Source organism: Halosimplex pelagicum (assembly GCF_013415905.1).
GTDB lineage: Archaea > Halobacteriota > Halobacteria > Halobacteriales > Haloarculaceae > Halosimplex > Halosimplex pelagicum.
On record NZ_CP058909.1, the window covers coordinates 629,819 to 646,963 of the forward strand.

Here is a 17,145-nt window from a genome sequence, read left to right on the forward strand (position 1 = left end):
CCGTGTCGCGCCAGTTCTCAGCGTCGATTCTGGCGGCTCGCCGTGCCGGTCGCCGCTCCGCTCGGTCGGCCGCGAGCGACCGGCCGGTGCAACCGAAACGGTGTTTACCGGCGAACGCGTCGGCCCCGCACATGATCGTCAGCGGGTCCACGTCACAGGCGTTCGCGGCTGCACTGGCCGACGCGACGGGTCGGGACCTGGCCGCCGTCGAGTACGACCGCTTCCCCGACGGCGAGCTCCAGGCCACGCTCGCCGACTTCGCGGCCGAGGAGGCCGTCGTCGTCGGCTCGACCGTCTCCAGCGACGCCCACGTCGAACTGCTCCAGCTCCAGGACGCCGTCCGCGAGGCCGGCGCGCGCGAGGTGACCACCGTCCTCCCCTACATGGGGTACGCCCGCCAGGACCGGGCCTTTTCCGAGGGCGAGCCGGTCTCGGCCCGCGCCGTCGCCCGCGCCGTCTCGACGGGGACCGACCGGGTGCTCACGGTCAACCCTCACGAGACCGCGGTGTGTGACTTCTTCACCGTGCCCGCAGAGCCGGTCGACGCCGCCGGCCTGCTGGCCGACCCGCTGCCCGACGAGCTGGCCGACCCCCTGTTCCTCTCGCCCGACGAGGGCGCCGTCGACCTGGCGGCGACGACCCGCGACGCCTACGGCCGCGGGGCGACCGACTACTTCGAGAAGGACCGCGACTACGACACCGGCGACGTGACGGTCGAACCCAGCGACGCGGCGGTCGCCGACCGCGACGTGGTGCTGGTCGACGACATCGTCGCGACGGGGTCGACGATGAGCGAGGCCATCGCCGTCCTCGCCGACCGCGGCGCCGCCCGGGTGTTCGTCACCTGCGTCCACCCGATGCTCGCCGCCGACGCCCGGACGAAGCTCGAACGCGCCGGGACGACCGCCATCTTCGGCACCGACACGATCGAACGCCCGGTCAGCGCCGTCAGCGCCGCCCCCGCCGTCGCCGATCGCCTCTGAGCCCGTCGCCGCGCCGACCCGCTCCCCGAAGCACGTGTCAATACCAAAACCTATAAGCCGGGTGTACGTGAGGTAGCAGATAACACGGAGCAATGACGGGACACACGCAAGGCACTTCGGGGACGACGGAGGGAGCGCCGCTGGGGACGCTCGACCCGGACTCGGTCGAGCGGATAGACGTTCATCTCGAGCGGGCGCTCGACGCCGAGGACACCGATCGGAAGGACTTCCACGTGCGCCACGCCAGACAGCTGCTCGAAGCCTGTCGGGAGTAACTCACTCCGAGCGGGTTCTGACTCGGATCCGACCGTCGCCCGTGACGGTCACGTCCGTCCCCGCGTAGTCGATCGTGACTCTGACCGACAGCGGGTCGCCCGAGCGGACGAGCATGTCCAGCGCGTCCGCGTCGGCGACCTCCTGCACCGGCGGGAGCGCCGTCACGCTCCGGTTCGTGACCGCCGCGACGGCCTCCGCGACCGCGATGCTCGGGGAGTCCTCCTCGTCCCAGTCGTAGTGGTCGAACGTGACGGCGTTGGACCCGTTGCTGTGTGCGTCGCCGCCGTCGTCCCCCTGCTTTTCGTCTCTCATGTGTCGGTTCCCGATTGACGATGCCGGCCGCCCGGATCTGTGACCAGCAATACACGTCACTACGTTCCCCTGTCGCATATGCCTTGTGTCGCCAGATATCAGTAGTGAAATTAACTGTCGACAGCGCAGAACCCGTCAAACGGCTGTAGCGTGGCGTTTCGTCGTCAATTATTGATGTAATCGTAATCGGATCTCTGAGGCAGGAGAAACCGGTCGGACGAACCGGGCTCGTCCCTCGCGTCGGCCGCCGAAGAGCCGGGCCCGCGGCCCCCGCCAGTCCCACTTGGCGCCGGGGTTCGTGACGGCGCCGTTGGCGGCCGAGCCGAAGTCGCGGTGGTAGGTTTCCACCTTTTTCCGTACGGAGGTGTCCTCGCTCGCTCCCGCTCGCTGCGGGCACCCCCGACGCAAAAAGATGGGGCAAAAAACGGGTCTCGCTCCACTCGACCCGGAGAACCGGCGGCCTGCGGCCGCCGGACGTTCCCGATCTACTCCCACTTGGCGCCGGGGTTCGTGACGGCGCCGTTCGCCGCGGACCCGAAGTCGCGGTGGTATTTGGCGAGCACGCCCGACTCGTAGGTCGGGTCGGGGTCGTAGTCTTCGAGGCGGTCCTCGATCTCCTCGTCGGTCAGGTCGACGGAGAGTTCGAGGTCGTCGATGTCGATGGTGATCCGGTCGCCGTCCTCCAGCGCGGCGATGGGGCCGCCGACGTACGCCTCGGGGGCGACGTGACCGATGGAGAACCCGCGGGTCGCGCCGGAGAACCGGCCGTCGGTGAACAGCGCCACGTCGTCGGCGTGGCCCTGGCCGGCCACCGCGCTGGTGACGCCGAGCATCTCGCGCATGCCGGGGCCGCCGCGGGGCCCCTCGTTGCGGATGCCGATCACGTCGCCGGACTCGACCTCGCCCTCCTGGACGTAGCGCATCGCCTCGCTCTCCTCGTCGAAGATGCGGACGGGGCCCTCGTGGTGGAGGTGGTCCTCGCCGGTGATCTTGATGACCGCGCCGTCGGGCGCGAGGTTCCCGGTCAGGATGCGGATGGCGCCCTGCTCGTTTTTCGGCTCGTCGACCGTGTAGAGGTAGTCGACGTCGAGGTCCTCGATGGCCGGCGGGTCGACCCGTTCGAGTTCCTCGGCGATGGTATTACCCGTCACCGTGAGCGCGTCGCCGTGGAGCAGATCGTTGTCGTGCAGTTCCTTCAGGACGACCGGAACGCCGCCGACCTCGTGGAGGTCGTTCATGAAGCGCTCGCCGCCGGGCTGGAGGTCGGCGATCTTCGGCGTCCGCCGGCTGATCTCGTTGAAGTCCTGGATATCGAGGTCGACGCCGGCCTCGGCGGCCATCGCGAGCAGGTGGAGGACGGCGTTCGTGGAGCCGCCCACGGCGACCTGCATGGCGATGGCGTTCTCGAACGACTCCCGGGTGAGGAAATCGGAGGGGCGGCGCCGCGCCTCGACGACCTCCGTCGCGAGCTCGCCGGCGCGGCGGGCCACCTCGTAGCGCTCCTCGTCTTCGGCGGGCGGCGAGGCCGACCCCAGCGGCGCGAAGCCGATCGTCTCGGAGACGGAGGCCATCGTGTTGGCGGTGAACATGCCGCCACAGGAGCCCGCACCGGGACAGGCCTGCCGTTCCATCTCGTCGAGTTCGGCCTCGGTCATGTCGCCGTCGGCGACGGCGCCGACGCCCTCGAACATGTTCTGGATGGTGATCTCCCGGCCGTCGTGCTCGCCGGGCATGATCGACCCGCCGTAGAGGAACACGGAGGGGAGGTCGGTGCGGATGGCGGCCATCATCATCCCGGGCATGTTCTTGTCGCAGCCGCCCACGGTGACCAGGCCGTCCATGCGCTCGCCGAAGCTCACGAGTTCGACGGAGTCGGCGATGATCTCCCGGGAGATCAGCGAGGCCTTCATCCCCTCGGTGCCCATCGAGATGGCGTCGGAGATGGTGATCGTGCCGAACTCGATCGGCATGCCGCCGCTCTCGTCGATGCCCTCGTAGGCGGCGTCGGCCACGTCGTCGAGGTGGACGTTACAGGGCGTGATGTCCGCCGCCGGGTTGGCGACGCCGACCATCGGCGAGGAGAGATCCTCGTCGTCGTAGCCCATCGCGCGGAACATCGCGCGGTGGGGCGCCTTCTCGACGCCCTCTGTCACTTCCGTGCTCGGGAAGTCCTCGGGTTTCCCGCTACCCTCTCCGTCCGCACCGTCGTCACGCGGTTCCGGCTCCTGTTGGCTCATACCCCTGAGTCGTCGCCAGCGCCCTAAACCGTTTTCTACCGCGTGGTGTCCCGTCTCACTCGGCGACCGAACCGGTTCGGACCGGGTGGCAGCCGCGGACGGAGGTGGGCGGCCGCGCCGCCGTCCGCCCCGACTCCCGTACGGGTCGGTAGCGCGCTCGCCCGCGGGCGCCGTCATGCGCGTGTCTGACGGGTAGTTTTGTAGGACGGCCGACGAGGATCGGCTATGCCCAGTCTCTCGGAGGCCTACGACCGCGGGGAGTGGACCGGGCGCGACCCGCGGCGCGTGTCGGCGGGCGGGGCCCTGTTCGCCGTCGGCGCGCTCGCCGTCGTGAGCGCCATCCTCGTGTTGACGACGGACTTGGCGGCTGTCTTCGACGCGACGAGTACGACCGACGCCCGCCGCGTCGCCGGCGCCCTCGCCGGGCTGGGGATCCCGGCGATGTTCGTCGGCGTCGTCGCCGTCCTGCCCGCCAGCCGCCGCGAGCGACTCGGCGCGCTCGCCGGCGCCGCCATCACCGTCGCCGGCGTCGTGATGTACTGGCGCGTCTACCCCCAGCGGTGGGTCGAGGCCAGCGACTCGATGGCCTTCCCGACCGCCATGCTGTACTTCGTCGGCGGGAGCGTCGCGCTGTGGTTCGTCCTCTCGGCCGTCGCCTCGTTCAAGCTCCGCAACAACCCCCAGGGGACCGTCCGCCTGGAGGTCACCCGCCAGGGCGAGACCGAGGAGATCCACGTCACCCGCAGCGAGTACCAGCGCTACAAGCGCGCGGTCCAGGGCGACGCCGACAACAGCGAGGCCGTCGCCGAGGAACTGCGCGCGCTCCACCGGGACTGACACCGCTTCCGCTCGCGTCGTCTCTACCGGTCTCGACGCCGACAGCGCCGCGAACGGCGCCGCCCCGCCTCGCCCACCAACTTTTATGATAGACACGGCGTAACACGATCGTGTGATGAGTCTCAGGGATCGACCGTCGAGAGGGTCGAGTACGGGACGGACCGCGAAGACGACGCTGACGCGCGCGCTGGCGCGGGTGCAGGACCACGTTCGAACGTGGCCGCGGCGGTACGTGGAGATGCGCACGGCGGCCGTCCGCGAGCGGTAGCCGACCGATTGTCCCCAGGTTCGAGCGCCGGCCAGTGGCGACGCCGGCCCGCTGACCGTCGGCTTTATTCGACGGTAGGGACAACGAGCGGTCGATGCGAATCGAGCCCATCCACGCCCGGTACCCCTGGCGGGGGGAGTCGCGACAGGCCGTCGGCGAGGCCGGCGTCGACCTGTCGGCCGTGGTCGCCGAGGACGACGCCGTCGTCTCCCGCGGGGTCGAGCGCGTGGTCTGGGCGCTGGAGGACGGCACCGTCGGTGACGCCCACGACGTCGACCGGGTCGAACTGCTCTCCTATCCGGTCGCGCGCGTGCTCGTCTCGCTCGTCGACGAGCACGTGCTCACGCGCAAGTACGCCCAGGCCGAAGCCACCGCCGCCCGCGAGCGATTCACCACCGACTTCGCCGACACCACGGAGCTCAAGTCCGCCAGCAAGCCACGGCTCACGCTCCCGGAACTGCTCGCGGAGTTCGACCTGTCCGGTCCTATCCGGGCGGTCGACGGGAGCGTCGGCGACGGCTCGGCCGTCGTCAGCGACGGCCAGTCCCGCGAGTTCCGGGTCGAAGTCGGGACCTACCTCGACCTGGCCGCCGACCAGCGGGGCGACGAGTGGCGGCTGGTCAACCGGGCCCTGTCCGACGGCGAGGTGCTGATCGACGGCGAGGAGCTGGTCGCGCTGTTGCGCCAGGCGGTCCGCCACCGCGTCGACGACGGACTGCCCCTCTCGGTGCCCGACGCCATCGCCGACGAACTCGCCGCGGAGGCCGAGGGGTTGCGCGAGCGGCTCTCGGAGCTGGACCTCACTCGCGACATCGACACCGTCGTCCCCGAACTGTTCCCGCCCTGCATGAAACACCTCCTCGACCAGGTCCAGCAGGGCGAACACCTCGAACACCACTCCCGCTTTGCCATCGCTTCCTTCCTGACCAGCATCGGCATGACGACCGACGAGATCGTCGACATCTTCCAGGTCAACCCGGGCTTCGGCGAGGAGGCGACCCGCTACCAGGTCGACCACATCCGCGGGGCGACCAGCCCGACCGACTACTCGCCGCCCGCCTGCGCGACGATGCAGTCCTACGGCGACTGCGTCGGTAAGGACGACATCTGTAAAGAGGAGATCAACGAGTCCCACCCCCTGAACTACTACGAGTATCAACTCGACGAGGCCGAGGAGGACGACCTGACCGACTGGCGCGAAGCGCGCGAGGAAGGGGAAGAAGACGCCGAGGACGGGGAGGGCGAGGACGGAGCGAGCGAAGACGCCGAGAACGGAGAGGACGAGAACGGAGGGGACGAGGCCGAAGACGGAGCGGCCGAGGACGGAAACGAAGCCGAACCGGCGGAGGACGCCGAAGCCTGAACGGTTCCGGCGGAGCGGTGGACGGCGGCTACTCGTCGTCGAAGTCCGCCCGGTAGAGGATCAGTCCGGCGACGGCCATGATGAGGACGAACAGGCCGACGACGCCGACCATGACGAGCCCTCCGTCGGGCTGGAGCACGGGCGCGGCCGAGCCGTTGCCGGTCGCGTTGCCGGGGTCGGCGTAGTTGGAGCTGACGAAATAGGCCGCACCGACGAACAAGACGACCGAGGCCGCCGAGATCCCGAGTTCGACGGCGAACTTCCGGTCGATTTCCATGGCCGTGGCTTTCCCCGGCCCGGGCAAAAGCGCTTCGAAGCGCGCGTTCACCGGCCGCCGACCGGGGGCGGACGCGGCGGGGTCGTCGACCGTCCCCCTCACGCGCGCACACCCGCGACGGACTTAGGTGCGCTCGGCACCTACGTTTCGAGTGGACGCAGTCGCGAGAAACACCAGCGTCCGAACGCATATGTCCGAAACACGTACCCCTACCCAGGTCCGGAGAACTGCACTCGCACCGGACGTTCGACGGCTCGACGAGCGGGCCGCGCGCGCCTGGACCGAGCGCATGGCCGTCCGCCCGCTGGGCGGCGGCCGCTACGCCGTCGACAGCGCCAGCGGCGCGACCTACGTCGTCGACCTCCCCGCGGGCACCTGTACCTGCCCCGACCACCAGCTCCGCGGCGAGCGGTGCAAGCACCTCCGCCGCGTCGGCATCGAGATCACGACCCGCCGCGTGCCCGCGCCCGGCAAGCGCGCCGCCGTCTGCGACGCCTGCGGCGTCGACACCTTCGTCCCCGAACGCGAGGGACCGCCCGACCTCTGCGGGGCCTGCCGGCTCGAACCCGGCGATGTCGCACGCGACCGCGAGGCCGACGACCGCCTCGTCGTCGCCCGCGTCACACCGGCCCGGGCGAGCGAGGTCCTCATCGAGGGCGTCGGCGAGACCGTCGCCGACTACGCCACCAACGAGGGCTACCCCGCCGACGATCTCGTGGTCGAAGCGGTGTATCTGGGCGACCTCGCCCGCCGGGAGTCGCCGCGCCGCTACTCGTTCCCCCTGTCGCGGCTGGAGCGGGTCGACGACGCCGAAATCGTCGACCGGAATCTGCGCGAGCGCGTCACTGGCTGAGAGCGACGATGCTCTGTCCGTGCGCTCGTTGAGTAGTTGATTCTGGCCGTTCTCGTTTGGAAGGAAGTCTGATGAACCTGACCGCACTCAACGGTGAGCGATGAAAGCCCTCAACGCGCTCGCGGTCGCTGAGGCGGGATATCCGCGCTCTCGGCACCGCCCGCGCGGATAGTGCCCGCTCAGGCGACTGAACTGCACGCAAGCGCGCCTCGCCCTTTCAGTCCGCCAGGGACAGCAACCGCACCGCCCCGCACAGCAACCGCAGACGGCCACGACCCTCCCCAGCCGATTCGCGACACACGAGTCGCGAATCCCTCGCGCGACTAGTTCGAGCGGCCCGCCACGAGGCGGGCACGCTCGACAGCGCACGCCACCGCAACCGCACCGCTACCTACATCACCTGTCCTGACCGTCCGGCTCGAAGCGACCGAGTCGTCCGGCCTTTTCACCCCTGTTCTGTCGGACGGAGTTTCCCCACCGTGTCGATCGCCCGACGAAACGCACCCGCGAGAACGACGCCCTCACATGAAGTCGGCGATGCCGGACTGCTTGTTCGTGTCGTCCTCGAAGACGCGGTTGATCGACCGTTCGAGGACCTCCAACCGCTGTTTCGTGTAGGTGCGACAGCCGAACTCCTCGGCGACGCGGGTGGCGGTCTCGATGTACTTGTTGACCGAGCCCTCGTGGACGGTGAGGTTCACGCGACCGCCGCACTCCCGGCAGTCGCCCGACAGCGGCATCCGCCGGTACTTCTCGCCGCAGTCGAGACAGCGCACGTCCTGCCGGGAGAACGCGCGGAGGTTCCCGATCAGGTCCGGCAGGAAGTGGTACTCGATGATGCGCTCGGCCACGTCCGTCTCGTCGACCGCCCGGATCTTCCGCGAGAGGTTCAACTGGGCGTCCATCTTGTCCTCCATCGACCCCAGCGTCTTGTACGCCGACAGATCCGGCCCGGCGGCGATGTTGGTGGTGTCGTGGGTGTGGTCGAAGCCCGTATACTCCTCGTCGGTCCCCAGCGTCTCCTCCGCGATGGTCATCACGTCCTCCACGTCCTCCGGGTCGGCGAGTTCGCGGGTCGCCTCGTAGAACTCCTTGGGGTACTCCCGCATGATGTCGACGTTGTGCGCCTCGTCGTCGATCTCGGCGGGGTCGATCCGCGAGGACATGACGAGCGGGGCGTCCATCTGCCCGCCGCGCTGGTCCGGGAGGAACTGCTTCGAGAAGTTGAGCAGCCCGTCCATCAGAAGCATCACACAGTCTTCGTCGCCGTCACATTGCTTTGCCGACAGGTCTTCGGCGATGAGCGAGTGGGTCTCGGCGACGGTGAGACAGTACACGTGGTCGACGTCCGACTCGGTGTAGGAGACCGACTGCACCGGATCGAGGTGGTATCCGTCCGAACCACCGTCGAAGACGTAGGCGTGACGTCCGGTGGACTTCCGCCCGTCGACCTGTCGGCGCAGCCGGTCGTCCTTCTCGGTGAGGTGGAACCCGACGCGGTCGGCGAACCGGACGGCGTCGTCCCGAGAGACGTGAAGTTCGTAGCTGTGACGTGAGAGCGCATCGCCGTCCTCGTCGTAGAAGTCCGGGAACGCGTCCGAAAGTGCCACCGGCTCCGTGTGATTCACCGTCGCGGTGATACCCAGCCGAGTCAGCAGTGCGAGCACGTCGGACTTGAGTTCCGGACTCACCGTCGTCGCCGAGACGCGAGGCGCTTGGTCGTCTGCGGTGCCATCACCGCTGAAGTACCCGGCGAGATAGGCGCCGACGATCCGGTCGGGCGCGTCGAAGATGCACTGCGGGACTCGCTTGGTGTGAGCGAAGACGCCCGCATCCAGCACCGTGTCGAAGAATCCGCGGAGCAATCTGCCCGAGGCCGTGACCTTCGCGTGATTCTCGACGTACGGGTCGGCGCCGAACTCCTCGGTCAACACGTCGAGGAAGAACTGTCGGGCTTCCTCGTCCGTGCCGCAGACCGTCGTCTGATGGATCGTCCCCTTCGGAGTATCCTGGGCCCGGGCGAATCCCTCGGCGGCGTAGTAGCCGAGCAGCGTCGCGACTCGCTCGTTGAGCGTGACGTGCCGGTCGATTTCAGTCCTGTCGTGTTTGACGCCCAGCGTCGCGTCCTCGGGGACGAACGCGAGCAGGTCCTCCGTGGAGTCGAAGAACTCGCTCAGCAGTGTGACCGGAATACTCTCACGGTAGAGATAGTTACTCAGCGTCTTCTTCGTGAGGCCGAGGTGGTCGGCGGTGCTCTGGAGCGGATAGAAGCGACCGCCCCATTCGTCGGCGAGCCGGCGTTCGAACCGCTCGTACAGCCGCTCTTTGTCGAGGCCTTTGACCATCAGTCGGTCGTCGTCGACGACATCGGACTCGACGAACGCCTCCAGGAGATCGAACCGCTTCGGCTCGTCGGCCGGACCGGTGCTATCGAGATCCTTCGGCGTGACGAGACAGTCGGAGTCGTCGAGTTTCCCCGCGGGGACGGAGACCATCCGGCCGAGATCCGGTTCGTAGATGTGAACGTCGTGATCCGGCGTCACGGTCAACTCCCGGCCGGATTCGGTACGGACCTCGACGAGGTGGTCCGGTGCAGGATGCTTGCTGAGCGCCTCGACGGACTGGGTCGACTGCGAACCACCGTTGTCGAACGAGGGGACGGACAGTTCGCCGTCGAGATGGTCGAGGTCGTCGACGAGCGTTCCGAAGTCGTCGCGCTCGGCACGGTCCGGATCGAGATACCCCTCGACGACCGTCTCGATCGACTCGTGGTTGAGCGCACCGCCCTCGTCCTCGTACCACACCTTCGTCTCCGGGTGGAAGCAGTTCCTTCTCTTAGCGGCGTGGAAATAGGGGTGAGCGTACCCGACTGCTGCTGTCGTGAATCCGACAACTCGGCCGACCGTCGCGGCGCTCGTGTGGGGCGCCATCCCGAAGACGAGCTCCCCCACGAGGTCGTCGCGCTCCTCCAGATTGTAGAACGGTTCGAGGCCGTAGTACGACTCCAGGAGGTCGTCGACGAAGTCGGCGGTCTTGAGCATGTGCTCGGCGGCGCCCTCCGAGAGCACCACGTCCTGGACGTTGAGTTCGACCAGCTGATCGTCGTGCTGGAGCGGCTGGCCGTGGATGTCCTCCTCGTAGCCCAGCGCCCGGAACGCCTCGGCGGTCACGTCGAGTTCGGACGGGCGCACCGCGGTGACGGGCAGGTCGGTCATGTCGTAGCGGACGGTGCCGTCCTTGAACGCCGAGACGCCGTGTTTCGCCCGGAGGACCCCCTTCTCCATGGGCTCGGGCGTCTTCTGCTCGGAGGAGAGCCCCTTCACCGCCTTGAGCGCGTCGTAGGCGGTGGGGCGTTCGTTGAGGTTCGCGAGTGCGGATTTGAACTCCGAGTTGATGTCGACGACCGTCGTCTGGGTGGGTCGGGCGAGCGTCTCGCAGCGGCTACACTCCGCGCGGCCGGACTCGTCGGGTTCGACCTCGTGGTCGCAGTCCGGACAGACGTAGACGGCCTCGCAGACGCCGCCGCAGTCGGGACAGCGGGGTTTGTACGTGCGCTCGCCGCAGTCGGTACACTCCTGGCGGCCGACTTCGAGTTCGACCTTCCCCTGGCTGTCGTCGTAGCTGTCGCCGGCGACGGCGGCGTCCCCGACCTTCCGCTGGGAGCCGCCGGCCTCGCCGATGGGGAACAGGGTGTGGACCGCCGGCGAGAGGTCGCGCTTCTCCGACTTCTCCGGGCGGCCCATCCGGTTGCCGATGCGGGTGGGCGCCCGTTCGCGGACCGGGAACGGGGCGATCTCGTTGACCGCCTCGACGGCGTTGGCGCCGTCCTCCGTGGAGGCGGCCGACGACGCCAGCTGCGCGTCGCTGGCTTCGCCGCCGCCGTAGGCTCGCGCGCGGTCGGAGAGGTCGTCGGGCGCCCAGTCGCGTTCGAGCGAGTCGGAAAAGCCGAGCGTCCGCACGAGCGGGCGCCAGTCCGGGACCACGAGCGTGTCCTCGGTCTGGGTGTGCTCGACGAGGAGGTGTTCGACGGCCTCGCGGACCGCCTCCGAGCGTGGGAGCACGAGGTCGCCCGCCGCCGCGGCGCCCGCGTCGCGGTCGTGGCCGTCCGTGGCGGCGTCGTGCTGGGTCTCGGCCGTGCCGTCGCTGCCGTCCTCACCGTCGCCGTCGTCCGGGTCCCGCACGACGGCGCCGTCCGTCTGGGCGATGCGCCCCTGGTCGACGGCGTCGGCGAGCGCGCACACCTCGTCAACCGACAGGTCGTGCCAGCAGTAGGTGTACTTGGGGTGGAGCGGCGCGTCGTAGTCGTCGGCCCACGCCAGGGCCTCCTCGGCGCTGGGATCGGAGAGGTCCACGTCGAGCGAGTCGCGCATCGCCTGCACGTCGGCGCCGGCGTCGTCGAACTCCTGGGCCCACCACTCGACGGTGTAGGAGGCGGGCGCGAGCGGGTGGTTGTTCTCGACGAACTCGCCGTAGTTGACGAGGTACTCGCCCAGGTCGATCACCTTCTCGACGCCGTTTCGCACCGCCAGGGCCTCCTCGGGGTCGTCGATGCGCCGGACCTCACCGTTGGCGAGTCGGACCGTCGGTCCCTCGATGGTGTCGACGGGGACGACGCCGGCCGCCTTGCCGGGCCGTTCGGTCTTGATCTGGGTCCCAGTGGCGAGGAAGTCGTCGACGAGGTGCATCGTCGCCGGGTGGACGCCCGCGGTCGCGTTGCCGTGGTTGCGCGCCCGGCCGTAGCGCAGGCGAAAGCCCCCGGCCTCGCTCGGGTGGGAGAAGACCGGACGGCCGGCGATGAGGTCCCGGAGGAACTTCTTCGAGGGGTCCAGCCGGGGCGGTCCCGCGGGCTCGTCGCCCGCTTCGTCCCCGTCGCCGTCGGCCGCCTCCTCGGTCTCGTCGTCCTCGCCGTCCTCCGCCTCGTCCCCGTCGCCGTCGTCACCTATGGTGCCGTCGATGAGGTCCTGCAGCCACGGCCAGTCGACCTCGTCCAAGTTGCGGGTGTAGCGCTGGATCTTCGGGGCCTTCAGCGCGATCCCCTCGGCCATGACGAGACACATCCCCCCGCGGGCGGAGTTGGAGTCGATCCGTTCCAGATCCCGGTAGCCCGACACCTCCTCGTCGCCGGTGGCCTCCCCGTCGAGCATGATCGGCATGTGCTCGGCGATGAACTTGCTCTCCTTCTCCTTGGGGGAGTACTGCAGCCCGGTCTCCTTGTCGTAGAGGTCGATCTCCTCGGCGTAGCGACCGATCTCGTCGTCGCGTGCCTTGTACTGGTCGATGCCGAGCATCGCGCGGGCGTAGTCGGCGACCAGCACCGAGAGCGCCTGGGCGGTCCCGCCGGCCGAGCGGATCGGACCGGCGTAGTAGACGTTGACGAACTCCGTGCCGTCGTCGTTCTCCAGGATCTCGACGCGGTCGATCCCCTCGATGGGCGCGGCGACGACGCCCTCGGTCAGCAGCGCGACCGCCGTTCGAACGGCGCCTTCGATCTTGCCCGCTCGGGAGTCGTAGTCGCCCACGTCACCGTCGACGAAGTCCGAGACGAGTTCGAGCGCGGCCTCCTCCCTGCTCATCTCGCCCTCTAGCTCGCGGACGCGCTCGGCGACGCCGTCGATGCCGAGGATGTTCTCGACGCGGTCGGCCATGTCCCGGGCGACGGGGATCTCCACCTCGTCGGCGGGGTCGCCGCCCACCTCGCGGGCGCGCTCGGCCACGTCGAAGGCCTCGTCGAGTCCCGACTCCAGTCGTTCGAAGTAGCGTTGGTCCTCCGGTTTCATCGTCGCGTCCCTCCGTTCATCGTTCCTCGTTCATCGTGTCTCGCCCGCCTCACAGCGGCCACAGGTCCAGCGCGGTCTCCTCGTCGTACTCCCGGTCCAGCTCCGCGTCGAACTCGCGGACGTACAGCTCGCCCGCGAAGACGGTCGCGCTGTCGAGGTGGCCCGCCAGCGTCGTCCCGTCCGCCCGCGAGAGGACGGCGTGGGTGTGGGCGAACGGCTCGCCGTCCAGCTCGGAGACGTTGCCGACGCAGGCGGCCATCTCCAGCGGCTCGTCGAAGGTCTCCGGGTAGTACTCCTCGTCGTCCTGGTCGTAGTACAGGATCTCGGCGTCCTGCACGGCGCCGAGACCGAAGAAGAAGGCCGCGTCGACGCCCTCGTCGGCGGCGAAGGCCTCGATCTGGGCTCGCCAGTCGCCCCCGTGGTCCAGGCGGGCGACGAACTCGCGGGCGCCCTCGACTTCCAGATAATCCATACCCACACCAGCGAGTGGCTCGACAAAAAACGTTCCGAGCGGCGCCGCGCCCGCGCCCGCCGTCGACCGGGGTCGCGACGAACGGAGACAGCCCTTCCCCCACCGCCGGGCTTGAAGACGGCGGGGTTCGAACGGGACGCCATGGATCTCGACCTGACAGGCCAGACCGCACTGGTGACCGGCGGCGGCCGCGGCAACGGCCGCGCGATCGCCCTCGAACTCGCCGAGCACGGCGCCGACGTGATCGTCAACGACCTCGACGAGGACGTGGCGAAAGACACCGCGGCGACCATCCGCGACCGCGACGACGACAGCGACGCCGTCGGCGTCGCCGCCGACGTGACCGACGAGGCCGAAGTGCAGGCGATGGTCGAACACGGCGTCGAGGAACTCGGGAGCGTGGACATCCTCGTCAACAACGCCGGCGTCGGCAACGCCGGGCCGTTCCTCGACGAGGATTACGACGACGACTTCCGGCTGAACATCGAGGTGCATCTGTTCGGCTCGATCAACTGCACGCGCGCCGTCGTCGACGGCATGGTCGAGGACGGCTACGGCAAGATCATCAACATCACGTCGATCCACACCAAGAACGCCGTCGGACAGTCCCCGCAGTACGACGTGGGCAAGTGGAGCCTCCTCGGCCTCACCAAGAGCCTCGCGCTCGAACTCGGCCACGAGGGTATCAGGGTGAACGCCGTCGCCCCCGGCTGGGTGAACACCCGCATGACCGAGGGGTTCTCCGAGGCCGTCACCGAGCAGATCCAGGATCTGAACCCCCTGGGCCAGTTCGCCGAACCCGAGGACATCGCCAACGGCGTGACCTTCCTCGCCTCGCCCGCCGCCGACTACGTCAACGGCCACGAACTCCGCGTCGACGGCGGCCAGGTCCCCATCCCCGACTGGCGGCTGGACAACCGATAGGGCGGGAATCGACCACCGACTCTTGAACCGGCGCGCGCTGTCGAGCGTGCCCGCCTCGTGGCGGGCCGCTCGAAACAGTCGCGCGAGGGATTCGCGACTCGTGTGTCGCGAATCGGCTGGGGAGGCTCGTGGCCGTCTGCGGTTGCTGTGCGGGGCGGTGCGGTTGCTGTCCCTGGCGGACTGAAAGGGCGAGGCGCGCTCGCGTCGATAGTCGCCTGAGCGGGCACTATCCGCGCGGGCCGTGCGGAGAGCGCGGATATCCCGCTCAGCGACCGCGAGCGCGTCGAGGGCTTTCAACGCCTGTTGTCTCCCGCAGTCGGTATCACTCCTAACGAGCGGGTCGAGGGCGTTCGACGCTCTCCAGCGAATCCAGTCGAGCCACCCACTACGAGACACGAATCCATAGCCACTCAGGCGTCTCGCGAGTGAATCGGTCCGTCACCCGCACGAAGATGCCCGCCAGAGCGACCGTTCCGGACCGCGAGCACCTCCGCGACGACGCTGTGGGCGACCTGCGCGGGGCTTCCCCCGCCCAAGTCCAGGCCGACCGGGGCGTAGATCCGGTCGCGGTCCCGTTCGTCCAGTTCGACGCCGTCGTCGGCCAGCGCCGCGCGCAGCCGGTCGAAGCGCTCGGCCGGCCCGAGCACGCCGATGTAGCCGACGGGCGTATCCAGTAGCTCCCCGAACGCCACGCGGTCGTCGACGAAGTTGTGCGTCATCAGCACGACCGAATCCTCGGGTCCGAAGTCGACGGCCCCGCGCAGGTCCCGCGGCGAGGTCGCGACCACTCGGTCGGCCCGCGGGAAGCGATCGCTCGTCGCGCGACCGCCGCGGAAGCCGACGACGGTGACCCGAAAGCCCGCCGACCGCGCCGACTCGACGACCGGCCGAACGTCCGCGTTGCTCCCGACGACCACGAGCCGCGGCGCCGGCGCCAGGCGCTCGACGAACAGCCGAACCGTTCCGCCCCCCGTTTCGGCTCGAACCGAACGGGTTCCGTCCACGTCGTCGGGGACCGCCGCGACGACCGCCGGCGGGAGCGAGCCGGCGGCGTCGCTCTCGCCGTCCCCGCGCTCGCCGTCCGACCCGCTCGCGCCGTCCGCTCCCACCGCCCCGCCCTCGATCCACCGGTCGCCCACCGCGACGCGGTCGTCCTCGCTCTCGACGGCGACCGCGGTGGTCCGCCCCCCGTCCAGTTCGTCGGCGGTCGCGACGAGCGGCCGGTGACGCTCCCCGAGCGGTTCGAGCAACAGGTCGACGACGCCGTCGCAGCCGACACCGAGACCCCACGTCTCGTCCGACCGGAGGTCGAACCGCTCGACGCGGGCCGACCCGTCGGCCAGCACGTCGCTCGCCAGGTCGACCACCGAGTCGGCGAGGCAGCCGGCGGTCACCGAGCCCGCACCGGTCGAGTCCGGGTCGGACTCCGCTCCGGCGTGGGTCCCCGACTCGCCACCGGCCGCTCCACCGTCGGGGGCGACGACCATCTTCGCGCCCGGCCGCCGGTAGGCTCGGCCGTCGACGGCGACGACCGTCGCCAGGACCGCCGGCTCGCCCGAATCGAGATACTCCCGTGCGGTCGCGCGGACCGCGGGCTCGGGCGCCGACCAGTCCGACTGGACCCGGTCCCCGGTCATGCCGTCAGAGTGTCGCCGGCGACCCGCTCGGCGGCCGTCTCCAGCGCGCGAGCGACGTACGCCTCCAGCAGTTCCCCGCGGAACTCGCCGGAGGCGTAGGCGTCCGAGCGGAGTCGCTCGGCGTCGATGTCGTCCGGCGCCTCGCTCGCCGCGGCGTCGATCGCGGTCGAATCGAGCGGTCCGTCGGCGAGCGCGCCCTCGACCGACGAGAGGCGAACCGCCCGGTCGACCGCGCCGGTCGCGGCGACGCGCGCGCTCGAAACGGTCTCCTCGCCGCCCGCGTCGTCGCTCGCACCGCCATCTCCGCCCGCGTCGCCGTCCGTCTCGACGACGGCGGCGACGCCGACCATCGCGTACCCCGTCGCCGGATGGATCTTCTTCGCGTACGCGAAGCCCGCCTCGCCGGTGTGCGGGAAGCGGACGCCCGCGAGGAGTTCCCCCCGCTCGACCGCCGTCTCGCCGTCGCCGCGGAAGAAACCGGTCGCGGGGACCTCCCGCTTGCCGTCCTGGTTGCGCAGCAGGACCGTCGCGTCGCTCGCCAGGACGGCCGCCGGCAGGTCCGCGCCGGGGTGGGCCTCCGCCAGGTTCCCGCCGATCGTCCCGCGATTTCGGATCTGCAGGTCCCCCACCTCGCTCGCCGCCTCGGCCACCAGCGGGACGGTCGACCGCACCGCCCCGGAGTCGGCGATCGTCGCGTAGGTCGTCAGCGCGCCGATGACCGTCCGGTCGTCCAGCGCGTTGACCGCGTCGAGCGCGGGGACGTCGAGGTCGACGACCACGTCCGGCGCCCGCCCTTCCGTCTTCATCGCCGGGACGAGGCTGTGACCGCCGGCCAGGATCTCCACGTCCGCGCCGGCGTGTCGCTCCAGCGCGTCCAGCGCCTCGCTCACCGACTCGGCCCGCTCGTAGTCGAACTCGGCCGGGAACAT

Annotated in this window: 14 protein-coding genes; 7 read left to right on the plus strand and 7 right to left on the minus strand. The window is 69.7% G+C overall.

Annotated elements, in window-relative coordinates; translation table 11 throughout:
* The first annotated feature begins 131 nt into the window (after nt 1-131).
* The gene (gene prs, locus HZS54_RS03180; protein WP_179920518.1) at nt 132-983 is read left to right on the plus strand and encodes a ribose-phosphate diphosphokinase; all 852 of its coding nucleotides are present in this window, start codon (nt 132-134) and stop codon (nt 981-983) included.
* A 92-nt stretch (nt 984-1,075) separates the two neighbouring features.
* A complete protein-coding gene (locus HZS54_RS03185) occupies nt 1,076-1,258 on the plus strand; it encodes a hypothetical protein (protein WP_179920519.1) in 183 nt (60 codons plus the stop codon).
* A gap of 1 nt (nt 1,259) precedes the next feature.
* Here the strand turns inward: HZS54_RS03185 and HZS54_RS03190 are convergent, their stop codons facing one another.
* Entirely contained in the window at nt 1,260-1,571 is a 312-nt protein-coding gene (locus HZS54_RS03190) for a HalOD1 output domain-containing protein (RefSeq protein ID WP_179920520.1), read from the minus strand.
* Between the two features lie 485 nt (nt 1,572-2,056).
* Nucleotides 2,057-3,808, minus strand: a complete 1,752-nt coding sequence (ilvD, locus tag HZS54_RS03195) for a dihydroxy-acid dehydratase (RefSeq protein WP_179920521.1) — start codon at nt 3,806-3,808, stop codon at nt 2,057-2,059.
* Between the two features lie 225 nt (nt 3,809-4,033).
* On the opposite strand from ilvD, the gene HZS54_RS03200 reads away from it, so the two are divergent.
* The 3 genes from HZS54_RS03200 to priL all read left to right on the plus strand — a co-directional run bounded on the left by HZS54_RS03200 (nt 4,034) and on the right by priL (nt 6,276).
* Complete coding sequence (locus HZS54_RS03200) at nt 4,034-4,645, plus strand: cell division protein CdpA domain-containing protein (protein ID WP_179920522.1); 612 nt, start codon at nt 4,034-4,036, stop codon at nt 4,643-4,645.
* A gap of 115 nt (nt 4,646-4,760) precedes the next feature.
* Nucleotides 4,761-4,913 carry a hypothetical protein gene (locus HZS54_RS03205; RefSeq protein ID WP_179920523.1) on the plus strand — a complete coding sequence of 51 codons (153 nt, stop codon included), beginning with the start codon at nt 4,761-4,763 and terminating at the stop codon, nt 4,911-4,913.
* Between the two features lie 100 nt (nt 4,914-5,013).
* Complete coding sequence (priL, locus tag HZS54_RS03210) at nt 5,014-6,276, plus strand: DNA primase regulatory subunit PriL (protein WP_179922922.1); 1,263 nt, start codon at nt 5,014-5,016, stop codon at nt 6,274-6,276.
* A 28-nt stretch (nt 6,277-6,304) separates the two neighbouring features.
* Here priL and HZS54_RS03215 read toward each other — a convergent pair whose 3' ends face one another.
* On the minus strand, nt 6,305-6,553 hold the full coding sequence (locus tag HZS54_RS03215) for a DUF7472 family protein (RefSeq protein WP_179920524.1): 249 nt from the start codon (nt 6,551-6,553) through the stop codon (nt 6,305-6,307).
* A 190-nt stretch (nt 6,554-6,743) separates the two neighbouring features.
* Between HZS54_RS03215 and HZS54_RS03220 the strand changes: the two genes are divergently transcribed.
* The gene (locus HZS54_RS03220; protein ID WP_179920525.1) at nt 6,744-7,406 is read left to right on the plus strand and encodes an SWIM zinc finger family protein; all 663 of its coding nucleotides are present in this window, start codon (nt 6,744-6,746) and stop codon (nt 7,404-7,406) included.
* A gap of 521 nt (nt 7,407-7,927) precedes the next feature.
* Here HZS54_RS03220 and HZS54_RS03225 read toward each other — a convergent pair.
* Nucleotides 7,928-13,183 carry an LAGLIDADG family homing endonuclease gene (locus tag HZS54_RS03225; protein WP_179920526.1) on the minus strand — a complete coding sequence of 1,752 codons (5,256 nt, stop codon included), beginning with the start codon at nt 13,181-13,183 and terminating at the stop codon, nt 7,928-7,930.
* A 49-nt stretch (nt 13,184-13,232) separates the two neighbouring features.
* Nucleotides 13,233-13,655, minus strand: a complete 423-nt coding sequence (locus tag HZS54_RS03230) for a PPC domain-containing DNA-binding protein (RefSeq protein ID WP_179920527.1) — start codon at nt 13,653-13,655, stop codon at nt 13,233-13,235.
* Nucleotides 13,656-13,796: 141 nt separating this feature from the next.
* Between HZS54_RS03230 and HZS54_RS03235 the strand changes: the two genes are divergently transcribed.
* Nucleotides 13,797-14,579, plus strand: coding sequence for an SDR family NAD(P)-dependent oxidoreductase (locus tag HZS54_RS03235; RefSeq protein WP_179920528.1), 783 nt, complete (start codon nt 13,797-13,799; stop codon nt 14,577-14,579).
* Between the two features lie 410 nt (nt 14,580-14,989).
* Here the strand turns inward: HZS54_RS03235 and HZS54_RS03240 are convergent, their stop codons facing one another.
* Together HZS54_RS03240 and HZS54_RS03245 are read right to left on the minus strand one after the other, a co-directional pair.
* A complete protein-coding gene (locus HZS54_RS03240; RefSeq protein WP_179920529.1) occupies nt 14,990-16,216 on the minus strand; it encodes an XdhC family protein in 1,227 nt (408 codons plus the stop codon).
* Entirely contained in the window at nt 16,213-17,145 is a 933-nt protein-coding gene (locus HZS54_RS03245; RefSeq protein ID WP_179920530.1) for an FAD binding domain-containing protein, read from the minus strand. Before HZS54_RS03245 ends, HZS54_RS03240 begins: the two co-directional genes overlap by 4 nt.